This is a genomic window from Billgrantia zhangzhouensis (assembly GCF_021404465.1).
Taxonomy (GTDB): Bacteria; Pseudomonadota; Gammaproteobacteria; order Pseudomonadales; family Halomonadaceae; genus Halomonas; species Halomonas zhangzhouensis.
On sequence record NZ_JABFTT010000008.1, the window covers coordinates 1 to 14,697 of the forward strand.

The 14,697-nt window shown below is 62.8% G+C and carries 19 protein-coding genes and 1 rRNA gene; 8 read left to right on the forward strand and 12 right to left on the reverse strand.

Going from position 1 to position 14,697, the window contains the following annotated elements:
- Positions 1-37 precede the first annotated feature (37 nt).
- A 5S ribosomal RNA gene (gene rrf, locus HOP51_RS11270) occupies positions 38-153 on the forward strand.
- Positions 154-331: 178 nt separating this feature from the next.
- On the opposite strand, the gene HOP51_RS11275 is transcribed toward rrf, so the two are convergent.
- Positions 332-1,237, reverse strand: a complete 906-nt coding sequence (locus tag HOP51_RS11275) for a LysR family transcriptional regulator (RefSeq protein ID WP_234274009.1) — start codon at positions 1,235-1,237, stop codon at positions 332-334.
- Between the two features lie 101 nt (positions 1,238-1,338).
- On the opposite strand from HOP51_RS11275, the gene HOP51_RS11280 reads away from it, so the two are divergent.
- Both HOP51_RS11280 and HOP51_RS11285 read left to right on the forward strand, forming a co-directional pair.
- Complete coding sequence (locus HOP51_RS11280; protein ID WP_234274010.1) at positions 1,339-2,505, forward strand: mandelate racemase/muconate lactonizing enzyme family protein; 1,167 nt, start codon at positions 1,339-1,341, stop codon at positions 2,503-2,505.
- A 138-nt stretch (positions 2,506-2,643) separates the two neighbouring features.
- Positions 2,644-2,871 carry a hypothetical protein gene (locus tag HOP51_RS11285; RefSeq protein ID WP_234274011.1) on the forward strand — a complete coding sequence of 76 codons (228 nt, stop codon included), beginning with the start codon at positions 2,644-2,646 and terminating at the stop codon, positions 2,869-2,871.
- A gap of 54 nt (positions 2,872-2,925) precedes the next feature.
- On the opposite strand, the gene HOP51_RS11290 is transcribed toward HOP51_RS11285, so the two are convergent.
- The gene (locus tag HOP51_RS11290) at positions 2,926-3,747 is read right to left on the reverse strand and encodes a Tim44 domain-containing protein (protein ID WP_234274012.1); all 822 of its coding nucleotides are present in this window, start codon (positions 3,745-3,747) and stop codon (positions 2,926-2,928) included.
- Positions 3,748-3,847: 100 nt separating this feature from the next.
- On the opposite strand from HOP51_RS11290, the gene HOP51_RS11295 reads away from it, so the two are divergent.
- A complete protein-coding gene (locus HOP51_RS11295) occupies positions 3,848-4,423 on the forward strand; it encodes an isochorismatase family protein (RefSeq protein WP_234274013.1) in 576 nt (191 codons plus the stop codon).
- 5 nt (positions 4,424-4,428) lie between these two features.
- Here HOP51_RS11295 and yaaA read toward each other — a convergent pair whose 3' ends face one another.
- The gene (gene yaaA, locus HOP51_RS11300) at positions 4,429-5,208 is read right to left on the reverse strand and encodes a peroxide stress protein YaaA (RefSeq protein ID WP_234274014.1); all 780 of its coding nucleotides are present in this window, start codon (positions 5,206-5,208) and stop codon (positions 4,429-4,431) included.
- Positions 5,209-5,331: 123 nt separating this feature from the next.
- Entirely contained in the window at positions 5,332-6,363 is a 1,032-nt protein-coding gene (locus tag HOP51_RS11305; RefSeq protein ID WP_234274015.1) for an NADP(H)-dependent aldo-keto reductase, read from the reverse strand.
- A 241-nt stretch (positions 6,364-6,604) separates the two neighbouring features.
- Between HOP51_RS11305 and HOP51_RS11310 the strand changes: the two genes are divergently transcribed.
- Together HOP51_RS11310 and HOP51_RS11315 are read left to right on the forward strand one after the other, a co-directional pair.
- Positions 6,605-7,123 carry a tetratricopeptide repeat protein gene (locus HOP51_RS11310; RefSeq protein ID WP_234274016.1) on the forward strand — a complete coding sequence of 173 codons (519 nt, stop codon included), beginning with the start codon at positions 6,605-6,607 and terminating at the stop codon, positions 7,121-7,123.
- A gap of 55 nt (positions 7,124-7,178) precedes the next feature.
- Positions 7,179-7,673: a hypothetical protein gene (locus HOP51_RS11315; protein ID WP_234274017.1), complete on the forward strand. Its 495-nt coding sequence runs from the start codon at positions 7,179-7,181 to the stop codon at positions 7,671-7,673.
- A 124-nt stretch (positions 7,674-7,797) separates the two neighbouring features.
- On the opposite strand, the gene HOP51_RS11320 is transcribed toward HOP51_RS11315, so the two are convergent.
- The 7 genes from HOP51_RS11320 to HOP51_RS11350 all read right to left on the reverse strand — a co-directional run bounded on the left by HOP51_RS11320 (position 7,798) and on the right by HOP51_RS11350 (position 11,578).
- Complete coding sequence (locus HOP51_RS11320; protein ID WP_234274018.1) at positions 7,798-8,355, reverse strand: LOG family protein; 558 nt, start codon at positions 8,353-8,355, stop codon at positions 7,798-7,800.
- A 66-nt stretch (positions 8,356-8,421) separates the two neighbouring features.
- Entirely contained in the window at positions 8,422-8,943 is a 522-nt protein-coding gene (locus HOP51_RS11325) for a DUF501 domain-containing protein (protein WP_234274019.1), read from the reverse strand.
- Positions 8,915-9,244 carry a hypothetical protein gene (locus tag HOP51_RS11330; protein ID WP_234274020.1) on the reverse strand — a complete coding sequence of 110 codons (330 nt, stop codon included), beginning with the start codon at positions 9,242-9,244 and terminating at the stop codon, positions 8,915-8,917. The genes HOP51_RS11325 and HOP51_RS11330 overlap by 29 nt, the downstream gene beginning before the upstream one ends.
- A gap of 87 nt (positions 9,245-9,331) precedes the next feature.
- On the reverse strand, positions 9,332-9,802 hold the full coding sequence (gene ybaK / locus HOP51_RS11335) for a Cys-tRNA(Pro) deacylase (protein ID WP_234274021.1): 471 nt from the start codon (positions 9,800-9,802) through the stop codon (positions 9,332-9,334).
- Positions 9,799-10,212, reverse strand: a complete 414-nt coding sequence (locus tag HOP51_RS11340) for an acyl-CoA thioesterase (protein ID WP_234274022.1) — start codon at positions 10,210-10,212, stop codon at positions 9,799-9,801. Before HOP51_RS11340 ends, ybaK begins: the two co-directional genes overlap by 4 nt.
- 78 nt (positions 10,213-10,290) lie before the next feature.
- Positions 10,291-11,106, reverse strand: coding sequence for a hypothetical protein (locus HOP51_RS11345; RefSeq protein ID WP_234274023.1), 816 nt, complete (start codon positions 11,104-11,106; stop codon positions 10,291-10,293).
- Between the two features lie 37 nt (positions 11,107-11,143).
- Positions 11,144-11,578 carry a hypothetical protein gene (locus HOP51_RS11350; protein ID WP_234274198.1) on the reverse strand — a complete coding sequence of 145 codons (435 nt, stop codon included), beginning with the start codon at positions 11,576-11,578 and terminating at the stop codon, positions 11,144-11,146.
- A gap of 36 nt (positions 11,579-11,614) precedes the next feature.
- Between HOP51_RS11350 and HOP51_RS11355 the strand changes: the two genes are divergently transcribed.
- On the forward strand, positions 11,615-12,793 hold the full coding sequence (locus HOP51_RS11355) for a MalY/PatB family protein (RefSeq protein WP_234274024.1): 1,179 nt from the start codon (positions 11,615-11,617) through the stop codon (positions 12,791-12,793).
- A 51-nt stretch (positions 12,794-12,844) separates the two neighbouring features.
- Here the strand turns inward: HOP51_RS11355 and HOP51_RS11360 are convergent, their stop codons facing one another.
- The gene (locus HOP51_RS11360; RefSeq protein WP_234274025.1) at positions 12,845-13,777 is read right to left on the reverse strand and encodes a tetratricopeptide repeat protein; all 933 of its coding nucleotides are present in this window, start codon (positions 13,775-13,777) and stop codon (positions 12,845-12,847) included.
- 196 nt (positions 13,778-13,973) lie between these two features.
- Between HOP51_RS11360 and HOP51_RS11365 the strand changes: the two genes are divergently transcribed.
- Positions 13,974-14,642, forward strand: a complete 669-nt coding sequence (locus HOP51_RS11365) for a vWA domain-containing protein (protein ID WP_234274026.1) — start codon at positions 13,974-13,976, stop codon at positions 14,640-14,642.
- Positions 14,643-14,697: the final 55 nt, after the last annotated feature.

Genomic DNA, 14,697 nt, shown 5'->3' on the forward strand with positions numbered 1-14,697 from the left:
CGAGACGTATCGCTCAGCATGATTCCAACCGTTTACGCCTGACGACCATAGCGAGTGGGAACCACCTGATCCCATGCCGAACTCAGCAGTGAAACCGCTCAGCGCCGATGGTAGTGTGGGGTCTCCCCATGCGAGAGTAGGTCATCGTCAGGCATTTTTTCAGAAACCCAGCTTCGAGAGAGGCTGGGTTTCGTCGTTTAGGGGCCTCCCATGGAAAGTAGCGGAGCGTTGCCCGGGGCGGCAGGCATCACTCCCAAAACCCCGAGTACGACAGTGCGCGGGGTTTTTTCATGGGCATGGGGTGGCCGAAGTGAATGGCCAGCTGTCGTGGTTACGATGGCGACGACTCGACGACGAAGCGCCAGAACTCTTCTGCTGCCTTTCCCGCGAATTCGCGCTCTCTGTAGAGCTTGATGGAGAGAGGTATGCACCACTCTTCTCCTGCTGCTGCGACCAGCAGGCCCTCGTTCAGATCGTCCTCCACCAAGGATTGAGGTAGCCAAGCGAGACCTCGGCCATCAAGCGCCATGGTGCGAAGTACCGAGGCGAGGTGTGCGGTAAAGGCCGGTTGCAAGGTGGATGTCTCCAGGAGGTGGCCAAACACCGCACGAATGATGCGCTCAAGCCCCGACTCCTCGCTGTATCGAAGCATCGGCACCTCGCTATTTGTCGCCACTAGAGCGAAGCGTGGCCCGCCCTTGGCATCCGGAATGGAGACAGGAATCAGCCTGTCATTGCCAACTCGGGCAGAAAGATAGCTATCCGAGTCCAGGAGGCCTCGAGCTTGAGGGTGTGCATGGCTTACGACGAACTGTACTTTTCCTTGCTGCATGAGCCCTTCGCAGCGTTGCAGGACGTCTGACATCAGCTGCAATGGACCGAGTGCCGTGCCCGACTCCAGGCTGCGTAGCCAGCGCGGCAGGAATGTGAAGGATAGGGCGTGAGTGGAGGCTAGCCGCAGTGTCATCGCGCTGGCTTCTGTCACCCGTTTGGCATCGCCAGGTATCCGTGAAACTCGTGCCAGCATTTCCTGCGCCACTCCGCGGAACCACTCTCCCGTCTCTGTCAGTCTGGCCGGCTGGGTGCTTCTGTCGAGCAAATCCACCCCGATCCACTCTTCCAAGGCGCGGATACGGCGGCTGAAGGCAGGCTGCGAGCTGTGCCTCTGCTCTGCAGCCCGCGAAAAGTTGCCCGTATCTGCCAGGGCAAGGAAGTCTTCAAGCCAGATGAAATTCACGGCCGGTTCGTCCAGTGCATGAGGCGAGAGAAATTGAACATTGGCTGAAAGGCTCGAGGATATCGATCATAACGACTCCATGACACTGTTTGGAGCCAAGTATGAAGATCGTCGAGATCCGCGAAAAGACCGTGCCCATCAGCTCTTCCATACGTAATGCGTATATCGATTTCAGCAAAATGACCTTGAGCCTGGTGGCGGTCATCACCGATGTGATCCGTGACGGCAAGCCCGTCGTGGGTTACGGCTTCAACTCAAATGGCCGCTATGGCCAAGGTACGCTCATGCGCGAACGCTTTATTCCGCGTTTGCTGGAGGCCGAGCCCGACTCGTTGGTCGACGAGACCGGAAGTAACCTCGATCCGCACAAGGTCTGGGACACTATGCTCACCAATGAGAAGCCTGGCGGCCATGGTGAGCGTTCGGTAGCCATTGGAACCATCGACATGGCCATATGGGACGCAGTTGCCAAGATCGAAGGCAAGTCGCTGTTCCAGTTACTGGCAGAACGCTATGGAAATGGCAGGCCGAACCGCAAGGTCTTCGTGTACGCCGCTGGTGGTTACTACTATCCGGGCCAGGACTACAAGAAGCTGCAGGATGAGATGCGCAGCTATATCGATCGTGGCTATACGGTGGTCAAGAAGAAGGTCGGAGGGGCTTCGCTGGAAGAGGACCTGCGTCGCATCGACGCCATCATGGAAGTACTGCAGGACGGCCAGAAACTCTGTGTGGACGCCAATGGTCGCTTCGACCTGGAGACCGCGATCGCCTATGCAAAGGCACTGTCGCAGTACGATCTGTTCTGGTACGAAGAGCCGGGCGATCCGTTGGATTTCGAACTGCAGGCCGTATTGCGCAGCTTTTACACGAACCCCATGGCGACCGGGGAAAACCTCTTTTCGATGCAGGACGCGCGTAACCTGATTCGCTACGGCGGGATGCGCCCCGATCGCGACTGGCTCCAGTTCGATTGCGCATTGAGCTATGGCCTGGTCGAGTATCTCCGCACGCTTAACATGCTCACGGAGCATGGCTGGTCGGCCAGCCGCTGTATTCCACATGGCGGTCACCAGATGTCCTTGAATATCGCGGCCGGCCTGGGCCTGGGAGGTAACGAATCTTACCCCGATCTCTTCCAGCCATACGGTGGTTTTCCCGATGGCGTGAGGGTCGAGAACGGCTTCGTGACGCTGCCTGATCTGCCGGGAATCGGCTTCGAGGGTAAGGCGGATCTCTATCGGGAAATGGCAGCTCTATCGGCGTAGCCTGCCGCTGAACCATTGCATTCGGCGCCAATCCGCCATGTCTCGCTTTACCTCAGTTGATTGGAGGTAATCGCATGACGTATTTGGGTTCTTTCTCGTAGAGCGTGGGAACGTTGGTGATTATCAGGAGTCGCTAGGATGAGTCGCGGCCATATCCGCTGCGACATAGCCAAGGATGATGCGCCAATGAGAGCCATGCTGTCCGCCTTGCTGATAGTTGTCTCACTGGGTGGCCTTGCCGGCTGTGATGATTCCAGCTCAGGAGAGAAAGTGGATCGGAACATCGACCGTGCCATGAAGGATTTGGGAGAGCGGCTGGAAGGGGTGGGAGATGAGATAGAGGAGGATGCAGCCGAAGAGTCTTGAAGTCGTGTTGGATCTGGCCGGCATGCGCCGGCCTGCCTCGCAACATGCCAAGGTCTATCCAGCGTTTTGCTCTATACCCTGCAAATACCAGGGTTCTCCATCGCGCACCTCGCGGACCAAGTGCCAGGTCTCGTTGAACTCGGTCTGCTCACCGTTCTCGTCGAGAATACCGTGAAAGATCACTGTGGCCTCGGCCCTGCCGCCGGTCTCGTGTACATCGCCGAGTTCTGCGAACAAACGAACGACCTCTGTGCGATTGTTGGTCGGTTGCTTGCTGCGCTCTTCACGCAGCAAGTTGTAGAGTTCGGGCGTGACGTACTCTTGGATACCCGCGAAATCGTTATTGTCCCAGGCGCGCTGCAGGGTCATGAAATGCTCCTTGGCGCCGGAAAGAAAGCGTTCGCGGTCGAACCAGGCTGGCAGGCTGCCGAAGGTGGTACCGTCCACCGGAGCGCCGGGCATCGATTGGAAGGTCTGGGGCTCGATCGGCGACTGGTGCTCGGCCGTTTGCTGGGGGCCGGCGGCAGCAACGGTGCGGCGGCGCGCCAACAGTCGGAACAGCAGGAAACCAAGGCCGGCGATCAGTAGGATGTCCATCAGCCGAAGTTCGTCGAAGGCGCCACCGAAGAACAGCGCCGCCAGCAGCCCGCCGGCGAGCATGCCCCCCAGCATGCCGGGCATGCGTGAGCCGGTGGCCTGGTTCGGTTGTGCCTGGCGTGCCGGAGCGGCCTGGCTGGGAGCTGCAGCTGGCCGGTCGGCCGAGCGCGAGAAGCTACCAACATTACTGCCGCCGCCCATGCGACGGGCTTCGGCATGTTCGACGGCCAGGCCAAAGCCCAGCACAGCGACCATCAGCATGGCGAGAAAGTGACGCATCGAAGGGTTCTCTCTGCAAGGAGTGGAGGTAAAGTCGAATTTGGGAGTCTCATTCTAACGGGTATGCTGAGGCCATGATGACAAAAAATGGGAAGAAATCATGCGCGTGACAAGCAAACAGAGTCTGCTGCTGATCGTGGACCTTCAGGCCGGCCTGCTGCCGGTCATCGATGGTGCTGATCAGGCCGTGGCTGAGGCGGCGTGGTTGGGAGGAATCGCCAGCATCCTGGACGTACCGGTCTGGCTCACGGAACAGTACCCCCAAGGCCTGGGTGGCAGTGAGCCGCGGCTGCTGGAAGCGCTACCCGGCCATCGATTGTGGCATAAGGTGCACTTCAATGCCCATGCCGAGCCGGATTTTGCCGCTGCGCTCGAGGCGAGCGGCAAGCGACAGATCGTGTTGTGCGGCAGCGAAGCGCATATTTGCGTGTTGCAGACTGGCCTGGGGCTGCTGGAAGCGGGCTACGAGGTGTACTGGCTCAGCGAGGCGACGGTCAGCCGGCGCGCGGAGGAGGCAAGGCTCGCCCGCGAGCGCATGATACGTGCGGGCGCGACCCCGGTGAGTGCCGACATGGTGGCCTACGAGTGGCTCGAGCGCTGTGACGAGGAGTCTTTCCGCCAAATCCACAGGCGTTATCTCAAGCCACGTTCGGCGCGGCCGCTACGTTTCTTCTGATCCGCTCAACTCTGGTCCTCGCGGCGAGTGAAGACCAGGGTGTCGCCTTCCGACATGGCGGGGCTGAAGGCATAACCCGCCACATCGAACGCCTTGAGATCCTCAGGGGCATTCAGACGCTGACGAATCATCCAGGCAGCCATGAGACCTCGCGCTTTCTTGGCATAGAAGCTGATGATCTTGAACTTGCCGTTCTTCTCGTCCTTGAACACTGGTGTAATCACACGAGCATCCAGCCGCTTGGTATCGACGGCCTTGAAGTACTCGTTGGAGGCCAGGTTTACCAGCACCTTCGAGCCGCTTGCGGCAATGGCTTCGTTGAGCGCTCCGGTCAGGGTGTCTTGCCAGTACGCGTAAAGATCCTTGCCGGCCGGGTTGGGTAGCCGAGTCCCCATCTCGAGGCGGTAGGGCTGGATCAGATCGAGCGGGCGCAGCAGGCCGTACAGTCCTGAGAGGATACGCAGGTGTCGCTGGGCGAATTCGTTATCGTCGTCGCTGAATGTGCTCGCCTCGAGGCCCACGTAAACGTCGCCCTGAAAGGCTTGGGCTGCCGGCTTGGCGTTTTCGGGCGTGAAACGGGGCTGCCATTCGGCGAAACGGGCGGCGTTGAGCCCGGCCAGCTTGTCGCTGATGCCCATCAGCTCGCTCAACTGCTGTGGCGAGTAGTCACGGAGGATGGAAACGAGTCGCTGGCTATGGTCGAGAAAGTCCGGCTGCGAGTGGGTGGCCGTCGTGGCAGGGGTCTCGAAATCCAGCGTCTTTGCCGGCGAGATCACGCTCAGCATGGGGCACTCCTGTACCTGGATGTGGCGAATCGGGAATGGTCCGAGTATATCAGCCACGAGGTGATCACGGGGCTATCGTAGCGATAGCCCTGGAGCATGAGAAAGTTGGCGAAGAAGGCGCCTTCAAGGGCAAGGGTTCGGAATCTGCCGGTGTACCTCATCAATGGCGTCGAGCACGCTCTGTTCGAGCTTGAGCGCCTCACTGGCCAGGTTGCTCTCGAGCTGTTCCATCGTAGTGGCGCCAATGATGTTGCTGGTGAGGAAACTGCGCGAGTTGACGAAGGCCAGCGCCATCTGGGCCGGATCCAGTTCGTTTTCCCGGGCGATATCGACATAGGCGCGGGTAGCCTGCTCGGCGAGCGGTGAGGTATAGCGTTTGAAGCGCTCGAACAGCGACAGGCGAGCGTTTTCGGGGCGCGCACCATTCAGATACTTGCCGGACAGTACGCCGAAGCCGAGCGGCGAATAGGCCAACAGACCCACGTTCTCGCGATGAGCGACCTCGGCCAGGCCGACTTCGAAAGACCGGTTGAGCAGGTTGTAAGGATTCTGGATCGAGGCCACCCGCGGCAGGTCGAGTCGTTCGGCCAATTGCAGGGCCTTCATCACACCCCATGGCGTTTCGTTGGAAAGGCCGATGGCGCGAACCTTGCCGGCATCGACCAGTTCCTTGAGTACTCCCAGGGTTTCTTCCAGCGGGATGGCTTCTTCCTCTTCGTCGTGCTCATAGCCCAGGCGGCCGAAATAGTTGGTCGAGCGTTCGGGCCAGTGCAACTGGTAGAGGTCGACATAATCGGTCTGCAGCCGGGCAAGGCTGGCATCGATGGCCTGGTGGATGTGCTGGCGATCGAGGCGTGGACCACCGCGGATATGCTCGAGGCCGGGGCCGGTCACCTTGGTGGCGATGATGACGTCATCGCGGCTGTCGCGCCGCTTGAGCCAACTGCCGATATAGGCTTCGGTACGTCCCTGTGTCTCGGCGCGGGGAGGTACTGGATACATTTCGGCCGCATCGATGAAGTTGATGCCGAAGGCTACGGCGCGGTCGAGTTGCTCGTGTGCTTCGGCTTCGCTGTTCTGCTCGCCGAAAGTCATGGTGCCCAGGCACAGGCGGCTGACCTCGATGCCCGTGTCACCAAGCGGTCGCGTCTGCATCGTCGCTCCTGTAGAAGATGGGATCGGTAGTGTTCTCATTGCGCATCCAACGCCATGCTAGCCGAGGCCTGACAAGGCAGCAAATCATAGGGGTTGAGTCACCGCCGAGGCGAGCGTATGCTGGCGACCCTCAGCGGCCCCGGCGGAGTCCCGTGGTAGCCCCAAGACTGGCCATGACGCAGACCACAGGGTGGTGTGGATCCGTCATGCGTCTTCAAGACGAACGCAAGGTTGTTTGCACATGACGCAGGCATCATCACTGTTCACCCGACTCGAATACCGTCTTGCAGAACAGCTGTTCCATACGAGCTGGTTGCCGCGCTCGCCGCGAACTCAGCGCTTGACCATGCATCTCTTCGAGCGTTGCGCCGACGCCGGTCACCCTGGCGCGCTCTCGCTCTATGGGCATATGCTCTTTCATCGTGGCATCAGTCCCCAGGACAAGGCGCGCGGCGCCCGTTACGTTCTCGAGGCGGCGCAGGCCGGCAACCTCAAGGCTCAATACCAGGCCGGAAGGATTCTCGAGCACGGCTGCGCCCAGTACCCTCGCCGTGAGGAGCGTGCCGTGACCTGGTATGCCCGTGCCGGCGAGGCCGGGCATCCACTTGCTGCCGCACGCCTGGCCAAGGCCTACCGGCTGGGCGAGCTCGGGCTGCCGGTGGATGGCGTCCAGGCCGCTCGCTGGCAGGCTCTTTCCGACCGTCATGCGGGCCTGGAAGGTGGCGAGCTGGACAGCGACGACATCCAGGCCCGACACTAACCTTTCCCTTAACGGCTTCCGCCAGCCGGCCCTACTCTCGAGGACACGCCCATTCGTGACGCTCCCGACATTGCTGGATATCGAGGCGTCCGGATTCGGGCGCGGTAGCTACCCTATCGAGATCGGCCTGGCACGGGCCGATGGAAGCTGCTGTGCCTTTCTCATCCAACCCCTGGATGAGTGGACCCATTGGGACCCCAAGGCCGAGCTGCTGCATGGTATCTCCCGGACGCGGCTGCTGCGCGAAGGGCTGCCCGTGGCCCAGGTGGCTCGCTGGCTCAATGATGAGCTGAGCGTGATCGGCATGGCCTACAGCGATAGCTGGGGCTATGACAATACCTGGCTGTCGTTGCTGTTCCATCATGCTGGCATGCTGCCTGCCTTTCGCCTCGAAGCGCTGCGTATTCTGCTCAACGAACATCAACTGGCCCTGTGGCACCGTACCCGGGAAGCGCTGGTCAGGGAGCTGGGGATACGCCGGCACCGTGCCGGTGAGGATGCGCGGTTGCTGCAGCTCACTTATCAGCGAACGCTCGAGCAGGCCGACTGATAGCCCTCTTCAGTCCTCGCCGCTTACCGCGAGCAGTACCTTGCCGATGTTGGCGTCCCGCTGCACATGCTCGCGCCGGAGCAGGCGATCTTCATCGACGGCAATGGCATGCATGGGCGGCCTCCTAGGTTGCGGTCTCGGCGAGGCGGGCTTCCAGGGCATCCAGCAGGGTGGCGGGCTCCTCGGCATCGATCAGACAGGATCGGGTACGGGCGTTGAGGAAGCCGTGCTCCACGGTGCTGTCGAGGAAAGTCAGCAGCGGTGAATAGAAGCCGGCGGTATCGAGTACGCCGATAGGCTTGTCGTGCAGCCCCAGGTACTGCCAGGTCCAGGCCTCGAACAGCTCTTCCAGGGTACCGATGCCACCGGGCAAGGCGATGAATGCATCGGCGTGAGCCGCCATGCTGGCCTTGCGCTCGTGCATGTTGTTCACGCGAATCAGCGTGGGAAGCCCTTGGTGCGCCTGCTCCCGCTCCACCAGATGATCGGGCATCACCCCGATGACGTCACCGCCGCCTTCCAGCACGGCGTTGGCCAACGCACCCATCAGACCGATGCGGGCGCCGCCATAGACCAGGCAGTGGCCACGTGCGGCCAGTTCACGTCCCAGGGCCTGGGTCGCTTCCAGAAAGGCGGGATCCCGACCGTCGCGGGAGCCCAGGTAAACACAGAATCTTGACATGCGTATCTCCTTGGCAAGCCCTTATCCTAGCCGGCCGGGAGAGGCTTCGAAAGGCTGGTTGTGGTCTTAGGGCAGCGTGTCGGCCACGGCGAATTCGGCGTCGAGCCACTGACCGATGACATTGGAGCCGCAGAGATGGTGGGCGTACTGGGTATGCAAGCAGCGCACCTGGTCCCAGTTGGCGATGCCGCCGATGCCGCGCTCGCGCAACACCGCCTCGTAGCCGAGACGCTCGACTTCGCTACGCTGCACTGCGCTCATGTAGCGCCAGCGGGTCTCGACATAATCGCGATGGCTGGCATGGTAGGCGGCGAGAAAATCGGCATCGTTACGCAGCCTTGCTTCGAGCTGCTTGATCACCCCGCTGGCTTCGATGCGGGAGATGTCGATCTTGAGCCGCTCGGAGCAGAGCCAATAGAGCGTGGGAAAGGGCTTGCCGTCGACGATGGGGGCCATGCGCAGCACCAGGGGAGTGCCTTCGCCATCGGTGGCGGCGACCGCTTCGATGCCGCGCGGGGCTCGCCCCAACTGCTCGGTGATGATGGTCAGCTGGCGGGCGTCAGGCGTCTGGTCGGTCTGAATCACCATCGTTGCGGTCCCGTACGAACTTGTTGGAGCGGCCCACGGCGCGAAAGAAGGTTCGGTTGAGCTGCTCGGGCGTGGGCACGTAGCCGCGCCACTGGCGTTCGCAATACTCGTTGGCCCGTGCCATCAGCACGTCGTAGAGGCGATTGAACGGCGCATCATAATCGTAGGGATCGGCTCCGAACAAGCGGATATGGGGGTAATCGGCAAAACGCTCCATGAAATAGCGCTCCAGGTCGGCTTCGACGGCACGGTGTTGGGCAACGTTGTCGGGGTCGAGCCAGAGGTTGTAGCGGATGGCCATGATGGACTCCTGGCGGCGATGAATGGCCCGCATTGCTGCGGGTCATGGAGCTTTGACCACATGATGCCGGGATTGGCTCATGCAGATTCAGGTTCGGGCCAGGCATGTCAGGCGAGCCTGGCACAGGCGAATCAGGTCGGCGGGGGCCAGGGCGATCTCGAGGCCGCGCCGTCCGCCGCTGACGTGCATCCGCTCGAGGCCCTCGGCGCTGGCATCTAGAAAAGTGGGCAGCCGCTTCTTCTGGCCCAGCGGACTGATGCCGCCCAGCACGTAGCCGGTGGCGCGTTCGGCTTCGGCCGCCTCGGCCATGCTCGCACGCCGGGCACCGGCTGCCTTGGCCAGCGCCTTGAGGTCGAGCTGGCCGGTTACCGGCACGATGCCTACCGTCAGGCGCCCATCGTCGAGGCGGGTGACCAGAGTCTTGAACACGCAGTTGGGATCGAGGCCCAGGGCGCGTGCTGCCTCCTCGCCGTAGGCTGGCGAGCGGGGATCGTGTTCGTAGCTGAGCAGCTCGAAGGTGGCGCCGTCGCGCTCCAGCGCCTTGACGGCCGGGGTCATGCGTCGCTTGTCTCCTCGAGCGGTTGCAGGTGGGCCTCGAGTGCGGTGCGTAGCTCACCCGCGAGGGGTACGGCACGTTTCAGGTCGTGGTCGAAATGCACCATCACGGTATGCCCCAGGTTGGTCAGCTCGCCCTTCTGCCACGCTTCCTGAGTGACGGTGAAGGAGCTGTTACCCAGCCGCGAAACGTAGGTGCGGATCTCGATGTCGCTGCCGTAGTGCAACTCGGCACGATAGTCGATCTCCATGCGCGCCATGATCAGCCGCCATTTGCGTGGGTCCAGGTCCGGCGTGAACAGACGGAACAAGTCGTTGCGTGCCAGCTCGAACCAGGCGGGCAGCCGGGTATTGTTGACATGGCCGAGGGCATCGGTGTCGTAGAAGGCGGGTTCGATGGTACGCATGAACATGTGAGAATCCCTATGTTGTTTGCGGTCTTGTGGCATGCCGGTAACAGTTGAACAGCATTGCCCCGAGCAAACGCTAGGTCAAGTGCCGGCGGACTGCCTCTCGCCATGCCATGCTTGCAGCCGCATCCAGCCCAGTAGCCACAGGGTAGCGACCGCGAAGCCCGCCAGAGTGCCCCACAGCAGGCCCAACGTGGCATAGCTGAGCGAGATGCAAAGGGCGTAGCAGAGCAGTGCACCCAGGCCGGCCGGATAGTGCTTGATCACCGTGGCGGCCGGCGCCGCGCCGTGGGTGAGGTGCAGGATCACCAATAGCGGATACATCGAAATCGGAAACGCCGCCAGCATGCCGGCCCAGGAAGCCGGCAGCACGTGGGCCAGGCCGGTGACCAGGAAGACAATGGCGGTGGCAAGCCCGGCGCGAAGCACAAGCGGTCTCCAGCGTGAGCTGTCATGACGCACCCTGACCCGGGTCTCCGGCACGTGCCGATAGAGCCAAGTGAAGGCGAAGATAGCAGCCAGCGTCACCAGGGTGCCGCTCAAGCGATCGAAATCGAAGCGTGTCAGCACCAGGCTGGTCAGCCACCAGGCGGCGAGGCCGCCAGCGGTGCCACTCAGCACACCGCGAAGCCCGTCCTGGCGACCGCACAGCAGGTAGCCGCCGCCCAGCGCCATGGTGGCGGTGAAGCCAGCCAGGCTGAACACGGCGCTCTCGGCGGCGAAGCCGGGTGAAATCTCCAGACCGATGAAAAACAGCGCGATGGCCGTACCCAGCGGGTAGCCGGAAAGCAGGCCGGCCACTCGGGTGCTGACACGCTCGGCCACGATCGACAGACCGAGCACGATACCGATCGATACCGCGAGCTTGGCCAACTGCCAGCTCAGGGGGACTTCCATGATGAATTTTCCTTGCAGTGGTGCAATGGGGCCGCGGTTAGATGAGTCGCAGACCCTGACGGTCGGCCCAGGCGGCTCCCACCGCGTGGGTCAGTTTCTCCTGCAGATGAGCAGGCAGCGCGGTGCGCGCTGCGTCGACGCTGGCGAAATCGCGATTGCGTAGCCAGCAGTAGGCCCAGGCACAGGCCTCGTCGTCGCTCTTCGGCACCGGGCGTGCCGGCATCTGGATTAGGAGGAAGGCGGCGGTACGTGCCGCCCACAGTGGAATGTCGTCTTCCGATCCTGGCTGGCTCCAGGCCTCGAGCTTCGCGCCGTCGGGAGTGGCCTCGGGTTCGCCCAGGCGGGCCACCCGGGCCGTCTCGGCAAGGATCAGCGCGAGGCGGTCCGAATCGCCCTGGCCGAGCTCACGCCACTGGCCGATCAGCGCCGACATGCCTCGCCGTACCTTGGCATAGAAGCCGCTTTGCGGCATGGTTTTGCTCATACTGCTGCTTCCCGAGGAGAGAACATGGAGTTCGATTTTGCCACGCCCGTCGAGCGTCGCCACCCCGCCGGGGGCGAGTGGCCGTCGCAGAAGTGGCACCGCTATGATGCCAGCATCCTGCCGCTATGGGTGGCCGACATGGATTTTCTCTCCCCCCCGCAGATGATCGAAGCGCTGCGGGCACGGGTCGATCACGGTGTCTTCGGCTATGGCGTGGTGCCCGATAGCCTCGAGCGCACCCTCTGTGAGTGGAGTGCCCGGGAGTACGACTGGCCGATCGAGCCGGAGTGGCAGCTGTGGCTGCCCGGCGTGGTGCCGGCCCTGCACCTGGCCAGCCTGGCCTTGACCTCGCCAGGCGAGGGGGTGCTGACCAGCACACCGATCTACCCACCGTTCCTGAAGGTGGCCGAGCGTACCGGACGCCTGGCCCAGCAGGCTCCACTGGGCGAGCCAGCGGCTCCCGGTGAGCCGTGGCGGCTCGACCTGGAAGCGCTGGAGGCGGCGATAACACCCGAGACGCGACTGCTGCTGTGGTGCCATCCCCATAATCCCACCGGCCGGGTCTGGCGGCATGAGGAGCTGGCCGGACTGGCGGCCTTGATCGAACGGCACGACCTGCTGGTGGTATCCGACGAGCTGCACTGCGACCTACTGCTAGATAATGGTGCCGTGCACCGCCCTCTGGCCGCTGCTTTTCCGTCCCTGGCGGCACGTATCATCACGCTGTGGGCGCCATCCAAGACCTTCAATCTTGCCGGTCTCACCACGGCCTGCGCGGTGATTTCCGATGCCTCGCTGCGTCAGCGTTTTGCCGCCGCCATGCGAGGATTGCTGCCGGATGTCAACGTATTGGGATTGGTGGCTGCCGAGGTCGCCTACGGCCAATGCAGTACATGGCGCCAGGCCCTGCTTGAGACGCTCCGCGGTCACCGCCAGACGCTCAGCGAGCGCGTCGCCACGTGGCCGGGCGCGAGCATGAGCGTACCGCAATCGACCTATCTGGCCTGGCTCGACCTGCGCCATGCCGAGGGGCTGGCAGGTCGCCAGGGCTCGCCGCAGCGTATTCTGATGCAGGAGGCGGGAGTCGCGCTCTCTGATGGTGCCGATTTTGGCTGGCCGGGCTTCGTACGGCTCAACTTCGGCACCACGGCAGCGCAGCTGGACGAAGCCTTGCTGCGCCTGGATACGGTGTTGAGGACATAGGCCGAAGCGGCAGGTGTCCCGCCGGGCCACCTGCCGCTTCGGCAAGGCGGATCAATAGAGCAGGGTGAACAGCCGGCGACGATAGGTGACAGTCAGGGGATGGTCGGCGCCCAGGGCGTCGAAGACCCGCAGCAAGGTCTTGCGCGCCGCATCGTCGCCATAGCCGCGGTCACGGCGCATGACCTCGAGCAGCCCTTCAAGCCCGCCCTCATAGTCGCCGTCAGCCACTTGGCGCAGGGCGCGCTTGTAGCGCGCCTCGCTGTCATCGCGACCGGCCAGTGCAGCCAGCTCGTCGTTGCCAGGCGCCTCCTTGCGGAATTCGATGCTGGCGCGCACGCCGCGTGCCGGGGCGGCATCGCGCTCCTCCGGCGGCAGATTGTCGAGCAGCGCCAGGGCCTCCTCGCTGCGGCTCTCCGCCACCAGAGCCCGGGCCAGCTCTACCTGGTAGGGAGCATGATCGGGATTTTGCTGCACGAGCTGCTCGTAGAGGGCGCGTGCCGTAGCGGCGTCACCCTGGGCCAAGGCTTCGGCGGCCTGCTCTTCGGGACTTGCCGGGGCATCCCCAGGGGCGGGGAAATAACGCCCTAGCCATTCGCGAACCTCCTTCTCCGGCAGTGCCCCCTGGAAGTGATCCACCAGGCCGCCTTGGCTGATCAGCTTGACGTCTGGCACCGAGCGTACGCCGAGCTGGGCGGCGATCTCCTGGTTATCCTCGATGTTGAGCTTGGCCAGGATGAAGGTACCGCGATATTCGCGCGCCAGCTTCTCCAAGATTGGCATCAGTGCCTTGCATGGCTGGCACCAAGGAGCCCAGCAGTCGAGCAGCACCGGCACCTGCATGGAGAGTTCCAACAACTGCTGGATGTTGTTGCGATCGACGTCGACGATGAGCTGCTCGTCGCTGGGTGCCGTGTCTCGTGAAGGGGAAGAGGGTTCCTGGGGTGCCGTTAGCGGGGCACCGCTGCGAGGGTCGACGATGGACATGGGTAAGGCCTTGGGAAAAGAGATGAGTTTGTTTGAAAGATGCGGGTAAAGGTGGCGGGATTCAAGGGGCAAGGGGCTTGCCGCGCGTCGCGTTGGCTGGAGTGGGGCAGTGAACGCGGCAACCGGGCGGGGGCTGTGGTAGTCTCGTGTTCGTTCGCCCCGACGGGGCCGGGCGTCCAGATATGAGGACCGTGGGATGGCAACGTACCGACTGAATCGCGACAGCGACCTGATCGATAACCCTTCACCGAGATGCGCCTGCATGCTGGTGCTGGACACGTCCGCCTCGATGTTCGGGCAGCCGATCCGTGAATTGAACGCTGGCGTGCAGGCTTTCATTTCGGCGATTCAGGAGGACGATATGGCCGCCTGCTCGGTCGAGCTGGGCGTGATCACCGCCGGTGGCAAGGTGACTGAACAGCTGCCCTTCACCACGGCCATGAACATATCTCAGTGCCGCCAGTTCACTGCCTCTGGCCTGACCCCGCTGGGCAGCGCCATGGAGCTGGCGCTGGATCGCCTTGAGGAGCGCACCGCGGCCTATCGCAAGGCGGGGGTCGCCTATTACCAGCCGTGGCTCGTGGTCATCAGTGATGGCGTGCCGACCGACCAGTGGCAGGCGGTTTCGGTGAGGGCGCGAACCCTGGCTCAGCAGCGCAAGCTGGTGGTGATGCCGGTGGGCGTCGAGGAGGCGGATCTCGAGGCCCTGAGTGCTTTTTCCACCCGGCAGGCCAAGCGTCTCGACGGGCTGAAATTCCGGGAATTTTTCCTCTGGCTCTCGGCCAGCATGAGCCGCGTCTCGGCATCCTCGTCGACTACCGACCAAGTCAAACTGCCGCCGACGGATAGTTGGGACAGCATCTAAGCGGGCGGCGTCACCATGACGGCTCCAGACGCATGCGGTACGCGATGTCAGCCTG